The following is a 21,058-nucleotide window of genomic DNA, read 5'->3' as shown; positions in this document are numbered from 1 at the left end:
TTCATGGTGCGGTGCCGGCGGCGCGGCGCCGCCGTCCGGACGAGCATGCATTCGATCGAAGTGGTGTTGGCGATGTTGCTGGCGGTGGTGGCCAGCGGCTATCTGGTGCGCGTGCTGCCGTTCTCGCTGCCGTTGCCGCTGGTGCAGATCGGTCTGGGCGCGGTCATCGCCGGGGTGTTCAAGAAGGGCTACGCGCTGGAGCCGGAGCTGTTCTTCCTGCTGTTCCTGCCGCCGCTGCTGTTCCTGGACGGTTGGCGCATCCCCAAGCAGGGCCTGTTCCGCGACAAGGGCGCGATCCTGGAGCTGGCGCTGGGGCTGGTGGTGTTCACCGTGGTCGGCGCCGGCTTCCTGATCCACTGGATGATCCCGGCGATGCCGCTGGCGGTGGCGTTCGCGCTGGCCGCGGTCGTCTCGCCGACCGATCCGATCGCGGTGTCCTCGATCGCGGCGCGGGCGCCGATCCCGAAGCGGCTGATGCACATCCTGGAGGGCGAATCGCTGCTCAACGATGCGTCGGGCCTGGTCTGCTTCCAGTTCGCGGTGGCCGCGGCGATGACCGGCACGTTCTCGCTGGCCGACGCCTCGCTGACCTTCCTGTGGGTGTCCCTGGTCGGCGTCGCCGCCGGCGTCGGCGTGACCCTGGGCGCGAGCCTGGCGCAGCGCTGGATCTGGCGCCAGGTCGGCGAGGAACCCGGCGCGGCGATCCTGGTCAACCTGCTGCTGCCGTTCGCCGCCTACCTGCTGGCCGAGGCGATCAACGCCTCCGGCATCCTCGCCGCGGTCGCCGCCGGCATCAGCATGAGCTACGTGGAATTGAGCGGCCGCGCCCCGGGCAGCATGCGCGTGCAGCGCTCGGCGGTGTGGGACATGGTCCAGTTCACCCTCAACGGCATCATGTTCGTGCTGCTCGGCGAGCAGTTGCCGGGCATCGTGCAGGGCGCGGTGCACAACATCGACGAGGCCGGGCACCTCAATCCGTGGTGGTTGCTGGGCTATGCGCTGGCGATCTATGTCGGCCTGCTGCTGCTGCGCTTCGTGTGGGTGTGGCTGTCGCTGCGCTGGAACCTGCTCAAGGCGCGGCGCCGCGGCGAGGCGCATCTCAGTCCACCGTGGCGGATCGTGGTGGCGGCCTCGCTGGCCGGCGTGCGCGGCGCGATCACCCTGGCCGGCGTGCTGACCCTGCCGCTGCTGCTGCCCACCGGCGCCGCGTTCCCGGCGCGCGACCTGGTGATCTTCCTGGCCAGCGCGGTGATCGTCACCTCGCTGCTTGTCGCCAGCGTGGCGCTGCCGCGGCTGCTGCGCGGCCTGGAACTGCCGGAGGAACCCAGCGATCGCCTGGAGGAGGACCTGGCGCGGCGCGAATCCTCGCGCGCGGCGCTGGTGGCGGTGGAGAAACTGCGCCAGCGGCTGGTCCACGACAGCGAACATGCCGACCTCTACAACGAGGCGGCGATCCGGGTCAGCGCCCTGTACCAGCGCCACCTCGACCACGGCGAGGCGATGGAGAGCGATCCGGAAGAGGCGCGGCGGCTGGACGACGTGCTGCGCCAACTGCGCCACGCCGGCCTGCAGGCCGAACGCCAGGAACTGTTCAAGCTGACCCGCCAGCGCAGGATCTCCGACGAGATCGCGCGCCGGCTGATCCGCAATCTGGATCTGCTGGAGGCGCGGCGGAAAAATTGAACACCGGGACTGGGGACTCGGGACTCGGAGGTTTGCGTCGCTGCATGCTGGCCCGGCTGGCGGATGCTGTGCTTGTCATGCTCGCGACGACCTTGCTGCTAGGCTCTTCGAGTCCCGAGTCCCGAGTCCCGAGTCCCGAGTCCCGAGTCCCGAGTCCCGAGTCCCGAGTCCCGCCACTATCCCGCATGCGGGAGACTGCTTCCGCCTAACGCGGTTTATCGGAGCGTGGCGGACCTCTACCCTGTCGGCGCTCGCAGTGCCCGACCGCTGCGCAAGGAGTTCGTGTGTCGCCGATCATTTCCATCCAGCAGCTTACCAAGACCTACAAAGGTGGCTTCCAGGCGCTGAAAGGCATCGACCTGGACATCCAGCGCGGCGAGATCTTCGCTCTGCTCGGGCCCAACGGCGCCGGCAAGACCACGCTGATCAGCGTGGTCTGCGGCCTGGTCAATCCCAGCTCCGGCACCGTGCTGGCCGACGGCCACGACATCGTCCGCGACTACCGCGCCGCGCGCGCCAAGATCGGCCTGGTGCCGCAGGAGCTGGCCACCGATGCGTTCGAGACGGTGTGGGCGACGGTGCGCTTCAGCCGCGGCCTGTTCGGCAAGCCGAAGAATCCCGCCTACCTGGAGCAGGTGCTGCGCGAGCTGTCGCTGTGGGACAAGCGCGACAGCAAGATCTCCACCCTGTCCGGCGGCATGAAGCGGCGCGTGCTGATCGCCAAGGCGCTGGCGCACGAGCCGAGCATCCTGTTCCTGGACGAACCCACCGCCGGCGTGGACGTGGAGCTGCGCCACGACATGTGGCAGATGGTGCGGCGCCTGCGCGAGCAGGGCACCACCATCATCCTGACCACGCACTACATCGAGGAAGCCGAGGACATGGCCGACCGGGTCGGGGTGATCAACCGCGGCGAGCTGGTGCTGGTGGAGGACAAGCGCACGCTGATGCGCAAGCTCGGCAAGAAGCAGCTGGCGCTGACCCTGCAGGCGCCGCTGCCGGCGCTGCCCGCGGCGCTGGCCGCGCAGCCGCTGGAACTGTCCGCCGACGGCGCCGTGCTGACCTACACCTACGACGTGCAGGCCGAGCAGACCGGCATCGGCAGCCTGCTGCGGCAACTGGAAGAGCAGGGCGTGGAGATCAAGGACCTGCATTCCAGCGAAAGCTCGCTGGAGGAGATCTTCGTCAACCTGGTGCGCCCGGCCGCCGGCCGCACGGAGGCGCGCGCATGAACCTGCATGCGATCGCCGCGATCTACCGTTTCGAGATGGCACGCACCTTCCGCACGCTGACCCAGTCGATCGCCTCGCCGGTGCTGTCGACCTCGCTGTACTTCGTGGTGTTCGGCGCGGCGATCGGCTCGCGCATGGGCGCCATCGACGGCATCAGCTACGGCGCCTACATCATCCCCGGGCTGGTGATGCTGTCGCTGCTCAACGAGAGCGTGTCCAACGCCTCGTTCGGCATCTACATGCCGCGCTGGGCCGGCACCATCTACGAGGTACTGTCGGCGCCGGTGGCATGGTGGGAGGTGGTGATCGGCTATGTCGGCGCGGCGGCGAGCAAGTCGGTGCTGCTGGGCCTGCTGATCCTGCTCACCGCGCGCGCGTTCGTGCCCTACGAGATCGCCCATCCGCTGTGGATGTTCGGCTTCCTGGTGCTGACCGCGCTGACCTTCAGCCTGTTCGGTTTCATCATCGGCATCTGGGCCGACGGCTTCGAGAAGCTGCAGGTGATCCCGCTGATGGTGGTGACCCCGCTGACCTTCCTCGGCGGCAGCTTCTACTCGATCAGCATGCTGCCGCCCTTGTGGCAGAAGATCAGCTGGTTCAACCCGGTGGTGTACCTGGTCAGCGGCTTCCGCTGGGCGTTCTTCGGCAAGGCCGACGTGCACATCGCGGTCAGCGCGAGCATGACAGCGGTGTTCCTGGCGCTGTGCCTGCTCGTGGTCTGGGCGATCTTCCGCAGCGGTTACCGGCTCAAGTCCTGAGCCGGCGCCGATCGCGCGTTGCCGCCGCGACGCTTGTGCGCGGGCCGCCGCCGCGATCCGGCGCGGTGCAGAGGCAACGCGAGGACGGATCTGGCCACTGCCGGGGCCGAAGTCCCACATGGCACCCTGTGTAGGAGCGGCTTCAGGGCACCTCTAAAAACCTGCCTGCTTTGGCATCATAGGGTCTTAGCCAACAGCCGAGGTCGCGCGATGATCAGCTTGTTTGCCGGACACGAACGCGAAGCCAAGCGCCAGCAGATAGGCGACCCGCTGACCCTGCTTTCGCGTCATATCGATTTCGCAGCGATTGCCCAAGCCGTCGATGCGAAGCTGTCCTTGGGCACCGGTACGCGAGGGGGCCGTCCGGCTTGGCCGACGGTGGTCATGATCAAACTGTTGCTGCTGCAGCAGCTGTACAACCTCTCTGACGATGCGCTGGAGTACCAGGTGCTGGATCGGCGCAGTTTCCAGCAGTTCCTTGGACTGGAACACAGCGGCAAGGTGCCTGACGCCAAGACGATCTGGGTGTGGCGCGAGCGGCTCAAGGCGCAGGATCTGATGGGCGACATCAGCGCAGCGGTCGGCGTGCAATTGCAGCGGGCGGGATTCATTGCGCGTGGCGGCCAGATCATCGATGCGAGCATCGTCAGCGCCCCGATCCAACGCAACACGCGCGAGGAGAACGCACAGATCAAGCAGGGTGGCGAGGTAGGCCAAGACTGGAGCGACGCCAAGCGGGCGCAGAAGGATGTGCAAGCCCGCTGGACCCGCAAGCACGGCAAGGCGCATTACGGCTACAAGCTGCACGCCAGCACCGATCGGCGTTGGGGCTTCATCCGCCGCCATGCGGTGAGCGCAGCCAACGTGCATGACAGCCGACACTTCGAGGAGGTGCTGGACCCCAGCAATCGCGGACGCACGGTGTGGGCCGACAGTGGCTATGCCGACGCATCGCGGGAGGCCGATCTGACGCAACGCGGCTATCGGTCGGCCATTCAGCACCAGGGCCAGGCGCGCAAGCCGCTAAGCGCGGCCGAACAGCGCCGCAACCGGCGGCTTGCCAAGGACCGGGTGTTCGGCGAACACCCGTTCGCGCGGCTGGCGCAGCAGGGCGGTAAATGCCTGCGCACCATCGGGTTGGCACGGGCCACGGTGGTGATCGGGTTGAAGGTCGCCAGTCACAACCTGATGCGGCTGGCGCGGCTGCAGCATCGCGGCATCGTGCCGGCGTGATTAGAAGGCGGCCGACGGCCGCCTTACCTGGCACATCAATGCCATCCAGCAAGCCGGCAATACACCGAAGTCGTCCTCAAGACACGCTGACGCTGCCCATTCGCGGCTCATAGTGATGAAACTATGGGTTGTTCGAGGTGCCCTTCAGCCGCGACAGAACAGGTCGGTGACTACGTCCCCGGCCTGCTGCGCAGGTGGAAGCGATGCGCCCGCCCGACCGCATCAACACGAGCCGCGTCACACGACAGGGGGGGCAGACCATGGCCACCCTGAGCGCATCGATCGCCAACGCGGCAGCTGCCATCGCACACTGTCGCGCGCTCGCCGCGCCTGCGCGGTCAGTTGGTCTCGAGGTAGTACGCCTCGACGGCGCCCTTGATCTTCATCGTCATCGGATTGCCGCGGCGGTCGCGCGCCTTGCCGACCTGCACGCGGATCCAGCCTTCGCTGACCGAATACTCCTCCACGTTGTCGCGCTCCACGCCGTTGAAGCGGATGCCGACGCCGCGCGCCAGCGCCTCGGCGTCGTGGAACGGGCTCTGCGGGCTGATCGCCAGGTGATCGGGAGGGGTATCGCTCATCGTCGTGGGTTCGCTTGGCGGCGGGTGGCGCCGTCTTCCGGGGGCGAAGGATAAACGCCTGCGGCGCCGCTGCCGAGTTTCGCCGCGCTTCCGTCGCCGCGCCCGGCGCGTCACACTGCGCGTCCCGCACTGCCCGATCCGCCGCCATGCCCGACAACAGCGCCGACTACGAAGACCCCGACGACCTCAGCGGCGACGCGGACGACGACGATCCGGATACCCAGCAGGGGCTGATCTGGAACCTGCTGCTGCTGATCAATCCCGGCGACGACGAGACCGCGCTGCGCCAGTTCAACGCCTACCGCGAGGCGGCGGGCGAGGGGGAGAGCGACGGCGACGGCTGGCTGTGGACGCTGAAGGATGCCATCGACTGGACCTCCGGCTTCTACGTGGACGGCGGCGACAGCGAAGCGCTGATCGGCGCGATCAACGAACTGGCCGCGCGCTGGAACCTGCGCCTGGACTGGGGCGGCGACATCGACGACGAGGACTTCCTCGGCGCCCACGACACCGCCTCGCTGCTGGCGGTGGCCTACGATCGCCTGCGCGAGTACGGCTACAGCATCTGGTGCTGGGACACCGGCAACGACGACCGCGCCGGCTGGATGGCGCTCAGCCGCGACGACGAGGACATGCAGCGCCTGGCCGCGATCCTGGGCATCGACCTGCGCCCGGGCAGCGACCCGTTCTAGGCATGCTCCGCCGGGCGAGCGGGGATTGAAGTCCCTCCCGCAGTGCACCCAGCAGCTTGCCGCAAGCTCCCTGTAGGAGCGGCTTCAGCCGCGACGAACGGAGCCCGGAACTACACCGGCTTCGGCGGGTGTCCGGGCTGAAGCCCTACAGCGCACCAGCCAAGCATCCGAAGCGGTGCACCAGCAAGCATCCGCAGCTCCCTGTGGGAGCGACTTCAGTCGCGACGAGCAAAGCGGTGGATTTTCCGACTTTGGATGCAGTCGGGACTGAAGTCCCTCCCACAGTGCACCCAGCCAGCTTGCCGCAAGCTCTTTGTAGGAGCGGCTTCAGCCGCGACAATGGAGCCTGGAACTGCACTGCTTTTTCGGCGAATGTCGGGCTGAAGCCCCTCCTACAGCACACCAGCCAGGCATCCGAAGCAGTGCACCAGCGAGCATCCGCACCTCCCTGTGGGAGCGACCTCAGCCGCGACGAGCGGAGCCGCGAGCAGCAACCGCGACGGCCGCTGCCCGAAGCGACGCCCCAATGCATCCGCAAGCCCGCGCCACAGCCATGCGCCGTGCTCCAATGCCGCCATAAATGTTCAATCGGCCTCGCCGCGCGCCTGCGCGCGGGCCTGGCGGATCAGCGCCTTCATCAGGGCGCGATCGGTGTGCCGGGACACCGGCACCGCGCCGAGCCGGATCGCTTCGTCGCGCAAGGCGGCGGGCACGTCGTAGTGCGCGCCGCTGAGCTTGTTCTGGAAGGCGCGGCGGGGAATGCCCAGCCGCGCCGCCATCGCATGCAGTTCGTCCAGCGTATCGGCAAGCAGGTGTCCCCAGCGCTGGCCGCGCCAGGGATGCACCGCATCGTCGATGTAGACCGCCATCGCGCCGATCAGGCTGGCTTGTGCTTGCCGTCGGCGTCTGCTTCGGCGTCCGGGGTCGCCACCGCGTCGCTTTCTGCCTCGCCCGCCGATGCCTCGGCATCCGCGCCGTCGGCAGCATCGTCGCCGGCCTCGGCAACGCCATCTTCTTCTTCGGCCGCGTCGCCATCGCTCTCGGCGAACTCGGCGACCAGCGCGTCCAGATACTCGGCCGCGGTCTTGCCCTCATCGGCGGCGAGGTCGTCGATCATCTGCTGCAACTGGGTCGAATAGTCCAGGGTGATGGTGTTGCCTTCCTGCTCCTGCACGTTGGCCAGGTGTTTGAGCATCGCCAGCATCGGCACGGGGTTGTCGGCGTTGCCCATGGTCTGGCCGCCGACCGACAGCAGCCATTCGGTGCCCTGCAGGCCGATCGCGGCCAGCACGCGGCCGCTCTCGTCCTGCAGCACGGCGTGGTTGGCGATGGGCTGGTCGCGGCCCAGTCGGGCAAATGCGCGCTTGGGTTGCTGCTTCTTGCGCTTGTCGCGCTTGGCTTTGGATTGCTTGGACACGTTCGTCTCGCTCGCGGAGTGACCGCCATTGTAAGCGGGGTGGCTAGGCATGACCTTCGGCAGGCTTGACTACATTTGTAGGCATGGCTAGTTTGACTACAGCTGTAGCTATCCAGCCCTGATGCCGTTGCCCGCTGCGCGAGCAGCGGATTCGCAGCCACGGCAGAGGTGCATCTGCGGAGCTCGGCGACGCGCGGTTCGCGTCGCCGCTCGGGCCGCTGGTCGCCACGGCTTAGGCCATCGCTTCGTCCATCCGTCATGCCCACAAGGAGATCCGCCATGCTGCACTCGAACATCCCGCTCTGGCGCCGCGGCGCCGCATTGCTGGTCCTGGCCGGCGCCACGGCCGGCGCGATCGCGTCCGTGCCGGCGAGCGCCCAGGATGCAACCACCGACATCGCCGAACCAGCCGAACCGGCGTCGCCCGCAGCGCCGCCTGTTCCGCCTGTTCCGCCCGTGCCACCGGTGCCACCGGTGCCACCGGTGCCGCCCGCGCCCGTGGCCGGCGCGCATCGGGTGACGAGCAGTTCCACCATCACCCTGTCCGACGATCGCCGCAACGCGTCGGTGTTGTTCGAACAATCCAGCACCAACATGTACGGCAGCAGCGACGACCTGCGCGAGGCGCGGCGCGCGCGCCACGGCGACGAGACGCTGTGGTGGATCCGCAGGGACGGCAAGCGCTACGTGGTGCGCGATGCGGCCACGATCCAGCAGCTAAAGGCCGCCTACGCGCCGGTCGAAGCGCTGGGGCGGCAACAGGGCGAACTGGGCGAGCGGCAGGGGCGGCTGGGCACGCGCCAGGGCGAGATCGGCCGGCAACAGGGCGCCATCGCGCAGGGCCAGGCAGGCCAGGCGATGGAGGAAGCCAGGCGCGCTGGCGAGCAGGCACGACTTGCCGCCAGCGGCGGCCAGGCCGCTGCCCAATCCGCGGCACGTACCGATGCCGCGCATGCGGACTTCGCGCAGCAGATGGCTGCGCTGGAAACGCGCCAATCGGCATTGGCCGAGCAACAGGAGGGCTTGGCCCGGCAACAGGAAGTGCTGGCAAAGCGCCAGCAGGTCGCCAACGCGGCGCTGCAACGCGACATCGAACGCATCACCCGCCAGGCGATCGCGCAGGGCGTGGCACAACCGCTGCCGCAGTGAGGCGCGCTGCGGGCGCGCAGCTGGTTATCCGTCGGCGTAGAAACCCCTCCTGCAGTGCACCGGCAAGTTGGCCACGAGTCCTTGTAGGAGCGGCTTCAGCCGCGACGAGCGAAGTCGGGAACCGCGACGCCATAGCCGCGAGCTTCTTGCAGGAGTTGCTCGCGACCTGGCTCGATCAGAACAGCTCCGGCCGTGGCCGGAGCTCAGCAGGTCGTGTAAACCCGAGAGGAAAAGCCTCAGCGTTGCGCGGGACTCTCGGCGGCGGCGGCGGCCGTTGCCGGCGACGGCACGGCACTGCTGCGCGGCGTGTTGCCGGTGACGCTGTTGACCGCGCGGATCGCTTCGCGGGCGGCGTCGGCTGCGGCCTCCGGTGAAGTGGTGCGCGGCGGCGCGATCGTCACCGTCGCTTGCTTGGCGATGTTTGCCGCCGGGGCAGCGGCATTCGCTGCCGGAGTCGCAGTCGGAACTGCAGTCGCAACCGTGGTCGAAGTCGCAGCCCGCACCGGCGGCGCAGCGGCAGCGCCAGCGCTCAGGTCCGGCATCTTGGTGTCGGCATCGTTCTGCCGCTGGCCCAGCGCCACGGCGTGATCGCTGCCGGCCAGCGCCGCATCCTCGGCGTCCTTGGTCATCACCACGATGCTGATGCGGCGGTTGATCGGGTTGTCCGGATTCTGTTTGTCGAACAGGATCGAGGACGACAGGCCGACCACGCGCGAGACCTTGTCCTCGCCCATGCCGCCAACGACCAGCTCGCGCCGCGCCGCATTGGCGCGGTCGGCGCTCAGCTCCCAGTTGCTGTAGCCGTTCTTGCCGCTGTACTGGGTGACGTCGGTGTGGCCGGTGATGCTGATGTGGTTGGGTACTTCGTTGATGAAGCTGGACAGCTCGTGCAGGATGTCGCGGGTATAGGGCTTGAGCACCGCGCTGCCGATGTCGAACATCGGCCGGTTCTCCTTGTCCACGATCTGGATGCGCAGGCCGTCCGGGGTCAGGTCCAGCAGCAACTGGTCCTTGAACGGTTCCAGCGCCTGGCTCTTGTCGATCGCTTCCTTCAGCTCCTGCATCAGCGTTTCCAGCCGCTGCTTTTCCTTCTCGCGTTGCGCCGTCTTGCTTTCCGTGTCGCCCGTCAGGCTCTTGCTGCCGAACGGATCCTTGTTGTTGCCGCGCTGTATGTCGGCGCTGCCGCCGAGCTTGATCATCGAGGTGCTTGCGCCGCCGGGACCGGCCATGCCCGGACTCGGCGCCGGGCTTTTGCCCTCCAGCGGGCTGGGATTGCGGAAGTATTCGGAGATCGCCATGCGCTGTTCCTTGGTGGTGGCCGCGACCAGCCACAGCACCAGGAAGAACGCCATCATCGCGGTCACGAAGTCGGCGAACGCCACCTTCCAGGCGCCGCCATGATGGCCGCCGCCCTGGACCTTCTTGACCCGGCGGATGACGACGGTAGCTTTGGCTTCGGGCATGACGGCAGCGCTACTTGATCGTCTTCAGGTGCGTCTCGAAGTCCGCGAAGCTCGGCCGCACGTTGCTCGGCAGGGTCTTGCGTGCGAACTCCAGCGCGATCTTCGGGTTGTAGCCGCGCAGGCAGGCCAGCAGGGCGGTCTTCACCGACTCGAAGATGCGGCTGTCCTGTTCGGCGCGCGCTTCCATCGCCGCCGCCAGCGGGGCGACGAAGCCGTAGGCCAGCAGGATGCCGAGGAAGGTGCCGACCAGCGCGGCGCCGACGTGATGGCCGATCTCTTCGATCGGGCCGCCGATCGAGCCCATGGTGATGACGATGCCCAACACCGCGGCGACGATGCCGAAGCCGGGCAGACCGTCGGAGACCTTGCTCAACGCATGCGCCGGTGCCATCGCCTCGTGGTGATGCTTCTCCAGCTCCAGTTCCAGCAGCGGCTCCAGTTCGTGCGGCTCGATGTTGCTGCCGATCATCAGGCGCAGGCAGTCGGTGATGAAGTCGAGCAGGTGGTGGTCGGCCAGCACCTTCGGGTAGTTGCTGAAGATCGCGCTCTCGGCCGGTTTCTCCACGTGATCTTCCAGCGCCATGAAGCCGTCGCGCCGCGCCTTGTTCAGCAGTTCGTAGATCAGGGTCAGGGTGGCGCGGTAGTCGTCGGACTTGTACCTCGGGCCCTTGAACACGCCGGCGATGTCGACGAAGGTCGCCTTCACGATCTTGCCGGGGGTGCTGACCAGGAACGCACCCAGCGCCGCGCCGCCGATGATCAGCAATTCGTAGGGCTGCCACAGCGCGCCGAGCTTGCCGTGCGAGAGCACGTAGCCGCCGACCACGCTGATGATGACGACAAGGAAGCCAACAATGATGAGCATGGCGGAAGCAGCCTGCGAGCCGTGAACGGGGATACCTTCATTTCGGCCCGGCGGCGGCTTTCTGAAGGCGGCGGCGCTGCGGCGCCTGCGTGAAGACGCATGTGAAGGCGTCATTTTTGCCGCCGCTGCGGCGACGTACGCAGGCGTTTGGAGGCCTTGCCTCAGCCGGTTGCGCCGTTGCCTTGGTGCACACCCTCGAGCGTATTGCGTTGCTTGAACAGGCCAAGCGTGGCGGGATCGCACGAAGGGTTACAGGGCGCCTTGTCTTGGCCTCGGCGTGGCGCTCAGCGTTGTCCGCATCGACCCGATGCATGCGCAAGGTACGGGCGCGCATCGGCATCGCCGTGCCTTCGCGCGCCGCAGCGAACGCGGCCTGCACCGCTATCGCCGAAGTGCCATGGCACGTGCAGCGCATCGGCGTGCAGGGTCGCGCTGGCGGCTGGGTGCGGTGCGGAAGTGGCTGCGGGTCCGCGCGCGCTGCACGGCAAGATCGGCAACCAACCAATGAGGGACGCATGGATCCCCTCCGCGGCGCCGGGTCGGCGCCGGTCAGGCCGGTTCGGTGTCGCCGCCGCCGCGCTGCAACGGGTTCGGCAGCGCCTGGCCCTGTTCGGTGAAGTGCAGCGACACCGAATTCAGGCAATGCCGCTCGCCGCTCGGCGGCGGGCCGTCCGGGAACACGTGGCCCAGATGGCTGTCGCAGCGGGCGCAGACGATTTCGGTGCGGATCATGCCGTGGCTGGTGTCGCGGATCTCGCGCACATGGGCCGGATGATAGGGCGCGAAGAAGCTGGGCCAGCCGGTGCCAGAATCGAATTTGGCGCTGGAACGGAACAGCGGCAGCCCGCACAGCCGGCAGCTGTAGACGCCCTCCAGCTTGTTGTCCAGGAACACGCCGCAGAACGGCGCCTCGGTGCCGTGCTGCAGCAGCACCCGCCGCTCCTCGTCGTCGAGTCCGGCGATCAGGCGCTCGCGTTCGGCGGGCGAGGGAGGCGTGAGGTCGAATCGGCTCATGGCAGGGGCCTGTGGCGCGGAAGGATGGGCACAAGATGAGGGCGCCGCTGCCGCGATCAAGCCGCAGCGGCGGGGCATCGACGTGGCGCCCTGGTTGCGCTAGCGTCGGCTTCCCGATCACCGTGCTACGGAGCTGTTGTGCATCCTTCCCTCGTTCGCATGGCCGCCATCGCGTTGCTGGCCCCGGCGCTGGCGACGGCGCAGAGCCTCGATTCGGCACCGTCCTCGCCGACCGCCACGCGGCAATCGACCGCACTGCAGTCGGCGCCGGCCACCAGGGCCGCCCCCGTGTCGTCCGGCCTGAACGACCGGCCGCAGCCGTCGCAGTCCGCGCCGAAGGCCGCACCGGTGTCGTCCAGCCTAGATGACCGCCCGCAGTCGCCACAATCGTCCGCGCACAAGCCAACCAAGGCCAAGCCGGCATCCGCCAACGGCGTCAATGCCGCAACCGACCGGCAGCCGGTCAAGCTCTACGACCGTGGCGGCCGCGTCATTCCCGGCGCGGTGCAGGTCGGTCCCAACCGCGTGCTGGACACGCGCAGCGGCCGCTACTACAGCACCGTGCCCAGCGGCGACGGCCAGCGCATCGACGAGTAGCCGGACGACGCAGACATGCCCGCACAGCCGGTGTGCCGTGCGCCCGGGCGATCCGTTGCGCTCACGTGAACGCGCGGCGAACGTTCCGTGGCCGCAATCCTCACGAACCGGTTCCTAGACTGCCTGCACGCAGGTGCCACCGGTGCCTGCGCCGCACCTTCGCTAGGAGAACCGATGAGCAAGCTTCCCGACAACACCCTGGTGGTCGTCGCCGACCGCGCCAGCGCCCGCCTATTCCGCACTAATCTGGCCGGCCAGACCTCGCTGCTGGAGCAGACCGAAGTGCTGACGCCCACGCCGATCGAGGGCGTCGAAGACGGCGACCGGCCGATGACCATGGACGAGGCCGGCTTCGTCCGCCAGCTGGCCGAGCGCCTGTACCAGAGCGCGCTGCGCAGCGACTTCGAGCACCTGGTGCTGGTCGCCGACCCGCAGACCCTGGGCCAGCTGCGGCCGCTGCTGCACAAGGAAGTCCAGAAGCGGGTGGTGTCGGAACTTGCCAAGAACCATGCGCACACCTCGCGCGACGAGCTGGAAAAGCTGCTGGCGTAAGCGTGTCCCTCGCGCAGGCCGATTTGGCATGCGCCTAACCCCTTTTCCCCTCGGGACCATGGCCCCTTTTGGGGGGAAGGTGCCCGAAGGGTAGATGAGGGTACGGGCGCAGCCTCGTGCACCCAAACTCTGCGAGACGCTTCGCGCCGTACCCTCACCCCAACCCCTCTCCCGATGGGAGAGGGGCCAGCGCCTGTTCCCTTCTCCCCTCGGGAGAAGGTGCCCCGCAGGGGCGGATGAGGGTACGGGCGCAGCCTCGTGCACCCAAACTCCGCGAGCCGCTTCGCGCCGCACCCTCACCCCAACCCCTCTCTCCCACGGGACCTCCTTCGGTCGCCGGCGGGAGAGGGGCTCACGCTCAGTCGGCGATCGGCAGGCTCAGCGTCTCCTTCACCTCTTCCATCACGATGTAGCTCTTCGACTCGCGCACGTGCGGCAGGGTCAGCAAGGTGCTGCCGAGCAGCTTGCGGTACGAGGCCATCTCGCTGATCCGCGCCTTGAGCAGGTAGTCGAAGTCGCCGGAGACCAGGTGGCACTCCAGCACGTTGGGCAGCTTCAAGGCGGCGCGGCGGAATTCCTCGAAGATGTCGCCGGACTTGTAGGCCAGGCTGATCTCCACGAACACCAGCAGGCTGGCCTTGAGGAAGTGCGGGTCCAGCCGCGCGTAGTAGCCGGTGATGGCGCCGTCGCGTTCCAGCCGGCGCACCCGCTCGGTGCACGGCGTGGTCGACAGGCCGACCCGCTCGCCCAGCTCGGTGAAGGAAATACGCCCTTCCTGCTGCAGAATGCGCAGGATCTTGCGGTCGATCTTGTCCAGTTCGCGGGTGCGTGCGGCCATGACGCGGGTCTCGGTGGGCTGGGGCAGGGGATTGACCTGCCGGGTATTCGAAAATTAGCGGAAAATCCTGGCTTGCGCTCCATATACTGCGCCTAAACCCATCTCTGGCGCCATTCAGCCAGGGATTTGATCCGACAGAGGTAAGCGCATGCGCGTTCTGGTTCTCGGCAGCGGTGTGATCGGCACGGCCACAGCGTGGTATCTGGCGCGCAGCGGCTGCGAGGTGACGGTGGTCGATCGCCAGCCCGCGGCGGCGCTGGAAACCAGCTATGCCAACGCCGGCCAGGTGTCGCCCGGCTACGCCTCGCCGTGGGCCGCGCCCGGGGTGCCGCTGAAGGCGCTGAAATGGCTGTTCCAGCGCCATGCGCCGCTTGCCATCACCCCCACTGGCGACATCCACCAGTACCTGTGGCTGGCGCAGATGCTGCGCAACTGCACCGCCGAGCGCTATGCGATCAACAAGGCGCGCATGGTGCGGCTGTCCGAATACAGCCGCGATTGCCTGGACCAGCTGCGCGCCGACACCGGCATCGCATACGAAGGCCGCCAGCTCGGCACCACCCAGCTGTTCCGCACCCAGGCGCAGCTGGACGGCGCGGCCAAGGACATCGAGGTGCTGCGCGAGTACGGCGTGCCCTACGAACTGCTCGACCGCGCCGGCATCGCCCGAATCGAGCCGGCGCTGGCCAGCGCCCCGGCCACCCTGGTCGGCGCGCTGCGCCTACCCAACGACCAGACCGGCGACTGCCGCCTGTTCACCCAGCGCCTGGCCGCGCTGGCCGCCGCGGCCGGCGTGCAGTTCCGCTACGGCGAGACGATCGACGGCCTGCATGCCGATGGCGACCGCCTCGACGGCGTGCGCATCGGCGGCCGCCTGGAACGCGCCGACCGCTACGTGGTCGCCCTGGGCAGCTATTCTCCGCAGCTGCTCGCGCCGCTGGGCATCCGCCTGCCGGTGTATCCGTTGAAGGGCTATTCGCTGACGTTGCCGATCCGCGACGCGGCGCTGGCCCCGATGTCCACCATCCTCGACGAAACCTACAAAGTGGCGATCACCCGCTTCGACCAGCGCATCCGCGTCGGCGGCATGGCCGAACTGGCCGGCTTCGACCTGTCGCTGCCGGCGCGCCGCCGCGCCACCCTGGAAAACGTAGTGAACGACCTGTACCCGCGCGGCGGCGACCTGGCCCGCGCCGAATTCTGGACCGGGCTGCGCCCGGCCACGCCCGACGGCACCCCGGTGGTCGGCGCCACCGGCTACCGCAACCTGTTCCTCAACACCGGCCACGGCACCCTCGGCTGGACCATGGCCTGCGGCTCCGGCCGCTATCTGGCCGACCTGATCGCCCAGCGCCAGCCGCAGATCAGCGGCGAGGGCCTGGACATTTTCCGTTATTCGCGCGGCGCCTCGGCGCCCGTCGCAGAGGCAAGTTCGTGCGCCCAGCCCGTGCGTTGATCGATCTCCAGGCGCTGCGCCACAACTACCGCCTGGCCCGGCGACTGGGCGGCGGCAAGGCGCTGGCGGTGGTCAAGGCCGATGCCTACGGACACGGCGCGGTGGCCTGCGCGCGTGCGCTGGAAGCGGAGGCCGACGGCTTCGCGGTGGCCTGCATCGAGGAGGCGCTGGAACTGCGCCAGGCCGGCATCGCCGTGCCGATCCTGCTGCTGGAAGGGTTCTTCGACGCCGACGAACTGCCGCTGATCGCCGAGCACCGGCTGTGGTGCGCGGTGGCCTCGCCGTGGCAGGTGGAGGCCGTCGCCGCCTATGCCGCGCCGCAGCCGCTGTGCCTGTGGCTGAAGCTGGACAGCGGCATGCACCGGCTGGGCCTGGCGCCGGACGAATTCCGTGCCGCGCACGCGCGGCTGAGCGTGCTGCCGCAGGTCGAACGGCTGGTGCTGATGAGTCACTTCGCGCGCGCCGACGAATTGGACAGCGCGCGCACCCTGGAGCAGGCCGAGGTGTTCCGCCAGGCCACCGCCGGCCTGGCCGGCGAGACCAGCCTGTGCAATTCGCCGGGCCTGCTGGGCTGGCCGCAACTGCACAGCGACTGGGGCCGCCCCGGGCTGATGCTGTACGGCGCCGACCCGTTCGCCGCCGGTGCCGAACTGCCGGGCGAGCTGCGCCCGGTGATGACCCTGCAGTCCAGGGTCATCGCGGTGCGCGAGCTGGCAGTCGGCGAGCCGGTGGGCTACGGCGCGCGTTTCGTCGCGCCGCGGCCGACCCGGGTCGGCGTGGTGGCGATGGGCTATGCCGACGGCTATCCGCAGTTCGCGCCGAACGGCACGCCGGTGCTGATCGACGGCGCGCCCGGCGCGCTGATCGGGCGGGTGTCGATGGACATGCTGACCGTGGACCTCACCGAGCACCCGCAGGCCGGACTCGGCAGCGAGGTACAGCTGTGGGGCGCGCAGCCGCGCATCGATACCCTGGCGGCGCGCTGCAGTTCAAGCGCCTACCGCCTGCTGTGCGGCCTCAAGCGCGCGCCGCGGCAGTACCTGGACGGCTGAGCGGCGCGCTCGCGCCTGACCGGTGCCACGCAGCCTGTTGCGGGAGCGGCTTTGGCCGCGACAATCTGATCGATAGACCTTCGGCTTCGGAGACCGCCGGGGCTGAAGCCCCTCCCGCAGTGCTCCGGCATGCGTCCCACAAGCGACTGTGGGAGCGACTTCAGTCGCGACGAGCGAAGCGGTGGATGTGCCTCAACCAGACAGCGTCGGGACTGGAGTCCCTCCCACAGAGAGGCGCGCCGCGGCGTGTCCTCGGCTCTTCTGTAGGAGCGGCTTCAGCCGCGACAAACGAGTACCCGAAGGCACGCCACCCGCTCAGCGCTCGGCCACCGCCGCCTTGTCGCGGAACTCGCGGCGCAGCCAATCGTCAAACATCCGCTTCTCGTAGCGCAGCGGGTCGGTGTTCAGGCCGATCGAGCTGTTCATCAGGTAGCTGCTGTCGAGCAGCTTGCGCTCGCCCTGTTCCAGCACCTGTCCGTCGGCGCCGTACAGGGTGAAATTCAGGCTGATCCGCGGCGGGTAGATGTCGCGCATGACCCGCACATCGTTCCATTGCGGACCGTGCCAGGACTCGTAGTCGCCGGCGCGCTTGATGTCGGTCAGCTCCACCTCCAGCCGCTGGCCGGGCGCCAGCTGCTTGCTGGCGCGTTGCTGCAGGTAATCGGCCAGGTCGCGCACCCAGTCGCCGCGCTGCGCTTCCCAGCGATTGCGGCTGTAGCGCAGTTCGCTGAGGGCGGCGGGGTCGGTCCAGCGCACCTGCACCGGGCTGTCGCCTTCGGTGCTGCGCACGGCCTGCGGATCGGTGACGTTGCGGATTTCGGCGGAAGCGCCGCCTGCCACCAGGCAGACCAGGGCCAGCGCCGTCCAGGCATATCGGATCTTCATCGCGGATCTCCACGGAAACGGCACCGTCAGTGTGTGCCTGCGCGGGCGCCGCCGCAATCGCGACGCGGCCACCGGCCGCGCTCGTTCTCCGTCGGTTCATGGGCCCTGGCATGTGACATGCGGTTCACGCTGCCTCGCCGCGTGCTTCACGCCGCCCGCGCGACCATGCGCACATTCACACATGAACACGATTCGGGGATCGACCGCATGAAGATGCCGCTGTTCCACCAGGCCCACGCAGCGTCGGACGTCCGCCTGCAGTTCATCGACTGGGCCAAGCGGCACGGGCACAGCCCGGCGAGCGGCGCGGCCAGTTTCGTCGATCAGCAAGCGGACCTGGATGCGGCCGCACGCCACCTGCGCCTGAACCCGGGCGAAGACGTGCGCCAGGAACTGCGCCGCTACCTGGCCTCGCTGGGCGAGCAGCAGGACGTGGCGGTGCAGTTCCCGCCGATCTATGCCTACCGCAGTCCGCAGGGGCAGGCGTTCCGCTACTCGCTGACCCTGGTCTTGGCCGAGAGCGGGGTCGAGTGGAAGGCGCGGGTCTGGACCGGCCTGGAATACCTGGGCCTGATCGTCGGCCGCGGCGCCGGTCCGCGCGCCAATTACACGCGCCTGGCGCGGATGGCGGTGGAGCACGAACTGGCCAGCGACAGCCCGCGTTTCACGCTGGGCTAGAGAATAGGGAGACCGCGCATGTCCTATGCAATCTCGCCCGACGACGTCACCGCGCCCGAACAGTGCCGGCAGCAATGCCGCGAACTCGGCGTGGCGCGGGTGCAGCAGATGCTGGACCAGTCGCCGCCGCCGTCGTGGCGGCAGGAAGCCGAGCGCTGGCTGGAAGAGCAGGCACTGCGCAGCGCGCGGCTGACCCAATGGGGCGTCATCGCCGGTATCGCACTGTCGCTGCTCGGGATCGTGCTGGTCGTCGCTTTTCTCTGGTGACCCGGCGCCGCTGCAGCGCCGGCCAGCCTGGCCGGCTTGACGGCAGCGGAGCGGCTTAACAAGATGCAGGGTCCGTCGCGCTGTCCCGGTCTGAGCATCTTCCGGTCCTGAGCCATCGTCATCGCGCCGCAGGCGCGGAGCGCGTCGCCGCCTCTGCCACCGCAGGCCGTCTCCAGAGCAAATTTCCTCATGCATGTCAGCACCGAATCTTCCTCCACGTCGCGCATGCAGGCGTCGGGCCTGCACTACCGCGAGATCTTCGACAAGATCGACTCCGGGTTCTGCGTGGTGCAGGTGCTGTTCGACGACACGCAACGCGCGGTCGACTACGTGTTCCTGGAGGTCAATCCGGCGTTCGAGCGCGAGACCGGCATGCGCGACGTGATCGGCCGGCGCATGCGCGAGCTGTCGCCGACCCACGAGGACCACTGGTTCCGCGTGTATGGCGAGGTCGCGCTGAGCGGGCGCTCGGCCAAGTTCGAGAACTACGCGTCCGCGCTGGGCCGCTGGTGGGCGGTGGATGCGTTCCGCATCGGTGCGCCGGAACAGTGCCTGGTCGCCGTGCAGTTCCTCGACATCACCGAACGCAAGCGCGTGGAGCGCGACCTGGCCGAGAGCGAGGCGCGCTTCAGTGCGCTCGCCGAAGGCCTGCCGATGCCGGTCTGGGTGCTGGACGCCACCGGCCAGTTGCGCTTCACCAATACCGCCTACGCCGAATTCTTCGGCATCGACCTGCAGGCCGACGAGGCGCGGCCGGGCTGGGGCGATGTGCTGCATCCGCAGGACGCCGGCGTGTTCGCCTTCGAGCTGCGCAGCGCGCTGGACGAACAACGCAACCTGCGCGCGCTGGTGCGCGCGCGCCGCCACGACGGCGCATGGCGCTGGGTGGAGATGACCGCGGTGCCGCGCTATTCGGCCGAGGGCGAGTTCATCGGCCTGGCCGGCAGCAGCCCGGACGTCACCGAGCGCCGCGACATCGAACTGGCCCGCGAGCAGTTGCTGGAATCGGAACGCAGCGCGCGCAATGCCGCCGAGAGCATGGCGCGGCTGAAGGACGAATTCCTGGCCACGCTGTCGCACGAACTGCGCACCCCGTTGACCACCATCCTGGGCTGGAGCGACCTGCTGCTGCAGCGGTTGCCGCCGGGCGATCCGAGCAACAAGGGCTTGTCGGTGATCGCCAGCAGCGCGCGCGCGCAGCAACGGCTGATCTCGGACATGCTCGACCTGAGCAGCATGCTGCTGGGCAAGGTGCAGCTGGAAATCGAGACGCTGGACCTGACCGAACAGGTGCGCGAGGCGCTGCGTGCGCAGGAGCCGGTGGCCGAAGGCAAGGACCAGGCGTTGAGCCTGCGCGAGCCGGCGCAGCCGTGCCTGGTGCTGGGCGATGCCACGCGCCTGCAGCAGGTGTTCTGGAACCTGTTGTCGAACGCGATCAAGTTCACCCCGGCGCATGGGCGGATCGAACTGGCGATCGACCTCGATGCCGATGGCGAGCACGTGACGGTGGCGGTGCGCGATTCCGGCGATGGCATTCCAGCGGATTTCCTGCCGCACCTGTTCGGCCGTTTCCGCCAGGCCGACGGCACCACCACGCGTCTGCACGGCGGGCTCGGCCTGGGCCTGGCGATCGTGCAGCAGCTGGTGGAAATGCATGGCGGCCAGGTCAGCGCGGCCAGCGAGGGCCGCGGCTGCGGTGCGGTGTTCACCGTGCGCCTGCCGTTGCACCGCGACACGCCGGGCAAGCGGCCGTTGCGCGAGGTGCGCGCGTTTGCGATGGCCGAGCAGGTGGTGGAAGCGTATGCGCTGAAGGGCATGCGCCTGCTGGCGGTGGAAGACCAGCCGGACATGCTCGAATACCTGCGGCGGCTGCTGGAAGAGCAGGGCGCCGAGGTGGTCGCGGCCGGTTCCGCCAGTGAGGCGTTGGCGGTGCTCGACGATGGCGGCCACACCCGCATCGACGTGATGGTCACCGATATCGGCATGCCGGGCATGGACGGCTACGGCCTGATCCGCACGATCCGCGAGAACATGGGCCTGCAGGCGGCCGAGTTGCCGGCGGTGGCGGTGACCGCGCTGGCGCGCGACGACGATCGCCAGCGCGCCCTGCAGTCCGGTTTCCAGGAGCATCTGGCCAAGCCATACAGCGTGGCGCAGTTGGTGTCCGCGGTGCGTTTCGCGCGGCAGGAATAGCCGCGGCGTTTTTCCCGTGCATTCACGCGATGGCCGCTAGCGTGCGGGTTTTCCCTCGCTGGAGATGCGCATGAGCAAGTACGCCGACGCGGTGCACACCGATCCCGAGGCCATCGCCGCATTGCAGGCATGGCTGCCGAAATTGCCGGACCAGGCGCAGGTGCTGCTGCGCTTGGTCGATGGCAGCCAGGTCAGCGGCACGGTCTCCGTGCGTCCCACCTTGCAGACCTTTCGCGATCACGAGGAGCATGAAGGCATCAACGGCGTGGTGCGGCTGGACGACCTGCTGCATCCGGAGCAGCAGCACTACATCTGGCTGGACCGGATCCGCGAGATCGAGCCATTGACGCCGACCTCATGAGCGCAGCGGGCGCCGCGTAACGGCATTTGACATCTATTTCACGTTTGCCGAGCGCGCGCTGTGCATCATCGGTGGTCCTGTCGCCACCCTGG

Annotated in this window: 22 protein-coding genes; 14 read left to right on the top strand and 8 right to left on the bottom strand. The window is 68.5% G+C overall.

What is annotated here, in order from left to right; translation table 11 throughout:
* The first annotated feature begins 45 nt into the window (after positions 1-45).
* The 4 genes from HEP74_RS18485 to HEP74_RS18470 all read left to right on the top strand — a co-directional run bounded on the left by HEP74_RS18485 (position 46) and on the right by HEP74_RS18470 (position 4,906).
* Positions 46-1,683: a Na+/H+ antiporter gene (locus HEP74_RS18485; RefSeq protein WP_185814101.1), complete on the top strand. Its 1,638-nt coding sequence runs from the start codon at positions 46-48 to the stop codon at positions 1,681-1,683.
* Between the two features lie 284 nt (positions 1,684-1,967).
* Positions 1,968-2,915, top strand: a complete 948-nt coding sequence (locus HEP74_RS18480; protein ID WP_179568844.1) for an ABC transporter ATP-binding protein — start codon at positions 1,968-1,970, stop codon at positions 2,913-2,915.
* Positions 2,912-3,673, top strand: a complete 762-nt coding sequence (locus HEP74_RS18475; RefSeq protein WP_185814100.1) for an ABC transporter permease — start codon at positions 2,912-2,914, stop codon at positions 3,671-3,673. The genes HEP74_RS18480 and HEP74_RS18475 overlap by 4 nt, the downstream gene beginning before the upstream one ends.
* A gap of 210 nt (positions 3,674-3,883) precedes the next feature.
* Positions 3,884-4,906, top strand: coding sequence for an IS5 family transposase (locus tag HEP74_RS18470; RefSeq protein ID WP_185814099.1), 1,023 nt, complete (start codon positions 3,884-3,886; stop codon positions 4,904-4,906).
* A gap of 338 nt (positions 4,907-5,244) precedes the next feature.
* Here the strand turns inward: HEP74_RS18470 and HEP74_RS18465 are convergent, their stop codons facing one another.
* Positions 5,245-5,487, bottom strand: a complete 243-nt coding sequence (locus tag HEP74_RS18465; RefSeq protein WP_185814098.1) for a DUF3297 family protein — start codon at positions 5,485-5,487, stop codon at positions 5,245-5,247.
* A 146-nt stretch (positions 5,488-5,633) separates the two neighbouring features.
* Here HEP74_RS18465 and HEP74_RS18460 point away from each other — a divergent pair, with 146 nt between their 5' ends.
* Positions 5,634-6,179, top strand: a complete 546-nt coding sequence (locus HEP74_RS18460; protein ID WP_185814097.1) for a DUF6630 family protein — start codon at positions 5,634-5,636, stop codon at positions 6,177-6,179.
* 584 nt (positions 6,180-6,763) lie between these two features.
* Here HEP74_RS18460 and HEP74_RS18455 read toward each other — a convergent pair.
* Positions 6,764-7,048 (bottom strand): DUF4031 domain-containing protein, encoded by a 285-nt coding sequence (locus HEP74_RS18455; RefSeq protein ID WP_145705080.1) that lies wholly within the window; start codon positions 7,046-7,048, stop codon positions 6,764-6,766.
* An 8-nt stretch (positions 7,049-7,056) separates the two neighbouring features.
* Positions 7,057-7,596, bottom strand: a complete 540-nt coding sequence (locus HEP74_RS18450; RefSeq protein WP_185814096.1) for a hypothetical protein — start codon at positions 7,594-7,596, stop codon at positions 7,057-7,059.
* Between the two features lie 483 nt (positions 7,597-8,079).
* Here HEP74_RS18450 and HEP74_RS18445 point away from each other — a divergent pair, with 483 nt between their 5' ends.
* A complete protein-coding gene (locus HEP74_RS18445) occupies positions 8,080-8,745 on the top strand; it encodes a hypothetical protein (RefSeq protein WP_255427786.1) in 666 nt (221 codons plus the stop codon).
* A gap of 236 nt (positions 8,746-8,981) precedes the next feature.
* On the opposite strand, the gene motB is transcribed toward HEP74_RS18445, so the two are convergent.
* The 3 genes from motB to msrB form a co-directional block, all read right to left on the bottom strand.
* Positions 8,982-10,208, bottom strand: a complete 1,227-nt coding sequence (gene motB / locus HEP74_RS18440) for a flagellar motor protein MotB (RefSeq protein ID WP_185814094.1) — start codon at positions 10,206-10,208, stop codon at positions 8,982-8,984.
* Positions 10,209-10,218: 10 nt separating this feature from the next.
* Positions 10,219-11,073 (bottom strand): flagellar motor stator protein MotA, encoded by an 855-nt coding sequence (motA, locus tag HEP74_RS18435; RefSeq protein WP_185814093.1) that lies wholly within the window; start codon positions 11,071-11,073, stop codon positions 10,219-10,221.
* 549 nt (positions 11,074-11,622) lie between these two features.
* Positions 11,623-12,087, bottom strand: coding sequence for a peptide-methionine (R)-S-oxide reductase MsrB (gene msrB, locus HEP74_RS18430; protein WP_185814092.1), 465 nt, complete (start codon positions 12,085-12,087; stop codon positions 11,623-11,625).
* A 138-nt stretch (positions 12,088-12,225) separates the two neighbouring features.
* On the opposite strand from msrB, the gene HEP74_RS18425 reads away from it, so the two are divergent.
* Positions 12,226-12,684: a hypothetical protein gene (locus HEP74_RS18425; RefSeq protein WP_185814091.1), complete on the top strand. Its 459-nt coding sequence runs from the start codon at positions 12,226-12,228 to the stop codon at positions 12,682-12,684.
* A 174-nt stretch (positions 12,685-12,858) separates the two neighbouring features.
* A complete protein-coding gene (locus HEP74_RS18420) occupies positions 12,859-13,236 on the top strand; it encodes a baeRF12 domain-containing protein (protein WP_185814090.1) in 378 nt (125 codons plus the stop codon).
* A gap of 358 nt (positions 13,237-13,594) precedes the next feature.
* Here HEP74_RS18420 and HEP74_RS18415 read toward each other — a convergent pair whose 3' ends face one another.
* The gene (locus HEP74_RS18415) at positions 13,595-14,074 is read right to left on the bottom strand and encodes an Lrp/AsnC ligand binding domain-containing protein (RefSeq protein WP_185814089.1); all 480 of its coding nucleotides are present in this window, start codon (positions 14,072-14,074) and stop codon (positions 13,595-13,597) included.
* Positions 14,075-14,222: 148 nt separating this feature from the next.
* On the opposite strand from HEP74_RS18415, the gene HEP74_RS18410 reads away from it, so the two are divergent.
* Both HEP74_RS18410 and alr read left to right on the top strand, forming a co-directional pair.
* Positions 14,223-15,530, top strand: coding sequence for a D-amino acid dehydrogenase (locus HEP74_RS18410; RefSeq protein WP_185814088.1), 1,308 nt, complete (start codon positions 14,223-14,225; stop codon positions 15,528-15,530).
* On the top strand, positions 15,509-16,582 hold the full coding sequence (gene alr, locus HEP74_RS18405; protein WP_185814087.1) for an alanine racemase: 1,074 nt from the start codon (positions 15,509-15,511) through the stop codon (positions 16,580-16,582). Before HEP74_RS18410 ends, alr begins: the two co-directional genes overlap by 22 nt.
* A gap of 315 nt (positions 16,583-16,897) precedes the next feature.
* On the opposite strand, the gene HEP74_RS18400 is transcribed toward alr, so the two are convergent.
* Entirely contained in the window at positions 16,898-17,467 is a 570-nt protein-coding gene (locus HEP74_RS18400) for a DUF3016 domain-containing protein (protein ID WP_185814086.1), read from the bottom strand.
* A gap of 207 nt (positions 17,468-17,674) precedes the next feature.
* Between HEP74_RS18400 and HEP74_RS18395 the strand changes: the two genes are divergently transcribed.
* The 4 genes from HEP74_RS18395 to HEP74_RS18380 all read left to right on the top strand — a co-directional run bounded on the left by HEP74_RS18395 (position 17,675) and on the right by HEP74_RS18380 (position 20,966).
* A complete protein-coding gene (locus HEP74_RS18395; RefSeq protein ID WP_179568814.1) occupies positions 17,675-18,145 on the top strand; it encodes a hypothetical protein in 471 nt (156 codons plus the stop codon).
* Positions 18,146-18,163: 18 nt separating this feature from the next.
* Positions 18,164-18,412, top strand: coding sequence for a hypothetical protein (locus HEP74_RS18390; RefSeq protein WP_185814085.1), 249 nt, complete (start codon positions 18,164-18,166; stop codon positions 18,410-18,412).
* Positions 18,413-18,601: 189 nt separating this feature from the next.
* Positions 18,602-20,605, top strand: a complete 2,004-nt coding sequence (locus HEP74_RS18385) for a PAS domain-containing hybrid sensor histidine kinase/response regulator (RefSeq protein WP_185814084.1) — start codon at positions 18,602-18,604, stop codon at positions 20,603-20,605.
* Positions 20,606-20,675: 70 nt separating this feature from the next.
* Positions 20,676-20,966: a DUF3247 family protein gene (locus tag HEP74_RS18380; protein ID WP_185814083.1), complete on the top strand. Its 291-nt coding sequence runs from the start codon at positions 20,676-20,678 to the stop codon at positions 20,964-20,966.
* The last annotated feature ends 92 nt before the right edge of the window (positions 20,967-21,058 follow it).

The sequence above is a fragment of the Xanthomonas sp. SS genome, from assembly GCF_014236835.1.
Taxonomy (GTDB): Bacteria; Pseudomonadota; Gammaproteobacteria; order Xanthomonadales; family Xanthomonadaceae; genus Xanthomonas_A.
Note: the sequence above shows the minus strand (reverse complement) of the source record. Positions and strands in the feature narration are given on the sequence as shown.

What these genes read in the sequence shown, in the direction of transcription:
- HEP74_RS18485 (WP_185814101.1), top strand. Translation starts at nt 46, where the DNA reads ATGCATTCGATCGAAGTGGTGTTGGCGATGTTGCTGGCGGTGGTGGCC.
- HEP74_RS18475 (WP_185814100.1), top strand. Translation starts at nt 2,912, where the DNA reads ATGAACCTGCATGCGATCGCCGCGATCTACCGTTTCGAGATGGCACGC.
- HEP74_RS18470 (WP_185814099.1), top strand. Translation starts at nt 3,884, where the DNA reads ATGATCAGCTTGTTTGCCGGACACGAACGCGAAGCCAAGCGCCAGCAG.
- HEP74_RS18465 (WP_185814098.1), bottom strand. Translation starts at nt 5,487, where the DNA reads ATGAGCGATACCCCTCCCGATCACCTGGCGATCAGCCCGCAGAGCCCG.
- HEP74_RS18460 (WP_185814097.1), top strand. Translation starts at nt 5,634, where the DNA reads ATGCCCGACAACAGCGCCGACTACGAAGACCCCGACGACCTCAGCGGC.
- HEP74_RS18455 (WP_145705080.1), bottom strand. Translation starts at nt 7,048, where the DNA reads ATGGCGGTCTACATCGACGATGCGGTGCATCCCTGGCGCGGCCAGCGC.
- motB (WP_185814094.1), bottom strand. Translation starts at nt 10,208, where the DNA reads ATGCCCGAAGCCAAAGCTACCGTCGTCATCCGCCGGGTCAAGAAGGTC.
- motA (WP_185814093.1), bottom strand. Translation starts at nt 11,073, where the DNA reads ATGCTCATCATTGTTGGCTTCCTTGTCGTCATCATCAGCGTGGTCGGC.
- msrB (WP_185814092.1), bottom strand. Translation starts at nt 12,087, where the DNA reads ATGAGCCGATTCGACCTCACGCCTCCCTCGCCCGCCGAACGCGAGCGC.
- HEP74_RS18420 (WP_185814090.1), top strand. Translation starts at nt 12,859, where the DNA reads ATGAGCAAGCTTCCCGACAACACCCTGGTGGTCGTCGCCGACCGCGCC.
- HEP74_RS18415 (WP_185814089.1), bottom strand. Translation starts at nt 14,074, where the DNA reads ATGGCCGCACGCACCCGCGAACTGGACAAGATCGACCGCAAGATCCTG.
- HEP74_RS18410 (WP_185814088.1), top strand. Translation starts at nt 14,223, where the DNA reads ATGCGCGTTCTGGTTCTCGGCAGCGGTGTGATCGGCACGGCCACAGCG.
- HEP74_RS18400 (WP_185814086.1), bottom strand. Translation starts at nt 17,467, where the DNA reads ATGAAGATCCGATATGCCTGGACGGCGCTGGCCCTGGTCTGCCTGGTG.
- HEP74_RS18395 (WP_179568814.1), top strand. Translation starts at nt 17,675, where the DNA reads ATGAAGATGCCGCTGTTCCACCAGGCCCACGCAGCGTCGGACGTCCGC.
- HEP74_RS18390 (WP_185814085.1), top strand. Translation starts at nt 18,164, where the DNA reads ATGTCCTATGCAATCTCGCCCGACGACGTCACCGCGCCCGAACAGTGC.
- HEP74_RS18385 (WP_185814084.1), top strand. Translation starts at nt 18,602, where the DNA reads ATGCATGTCAGCACCGAATCTTCCTCCACGTCGCGCATGCAGGCGTCG.
- HEP74_RS18380 (WP_185814083.1), top strand. Translation starts at nt 20,676, where the DNA reads ATGAGCAAGTACGCCGACGCGGTGCACACCGATCCCGAGGCCATCGCC.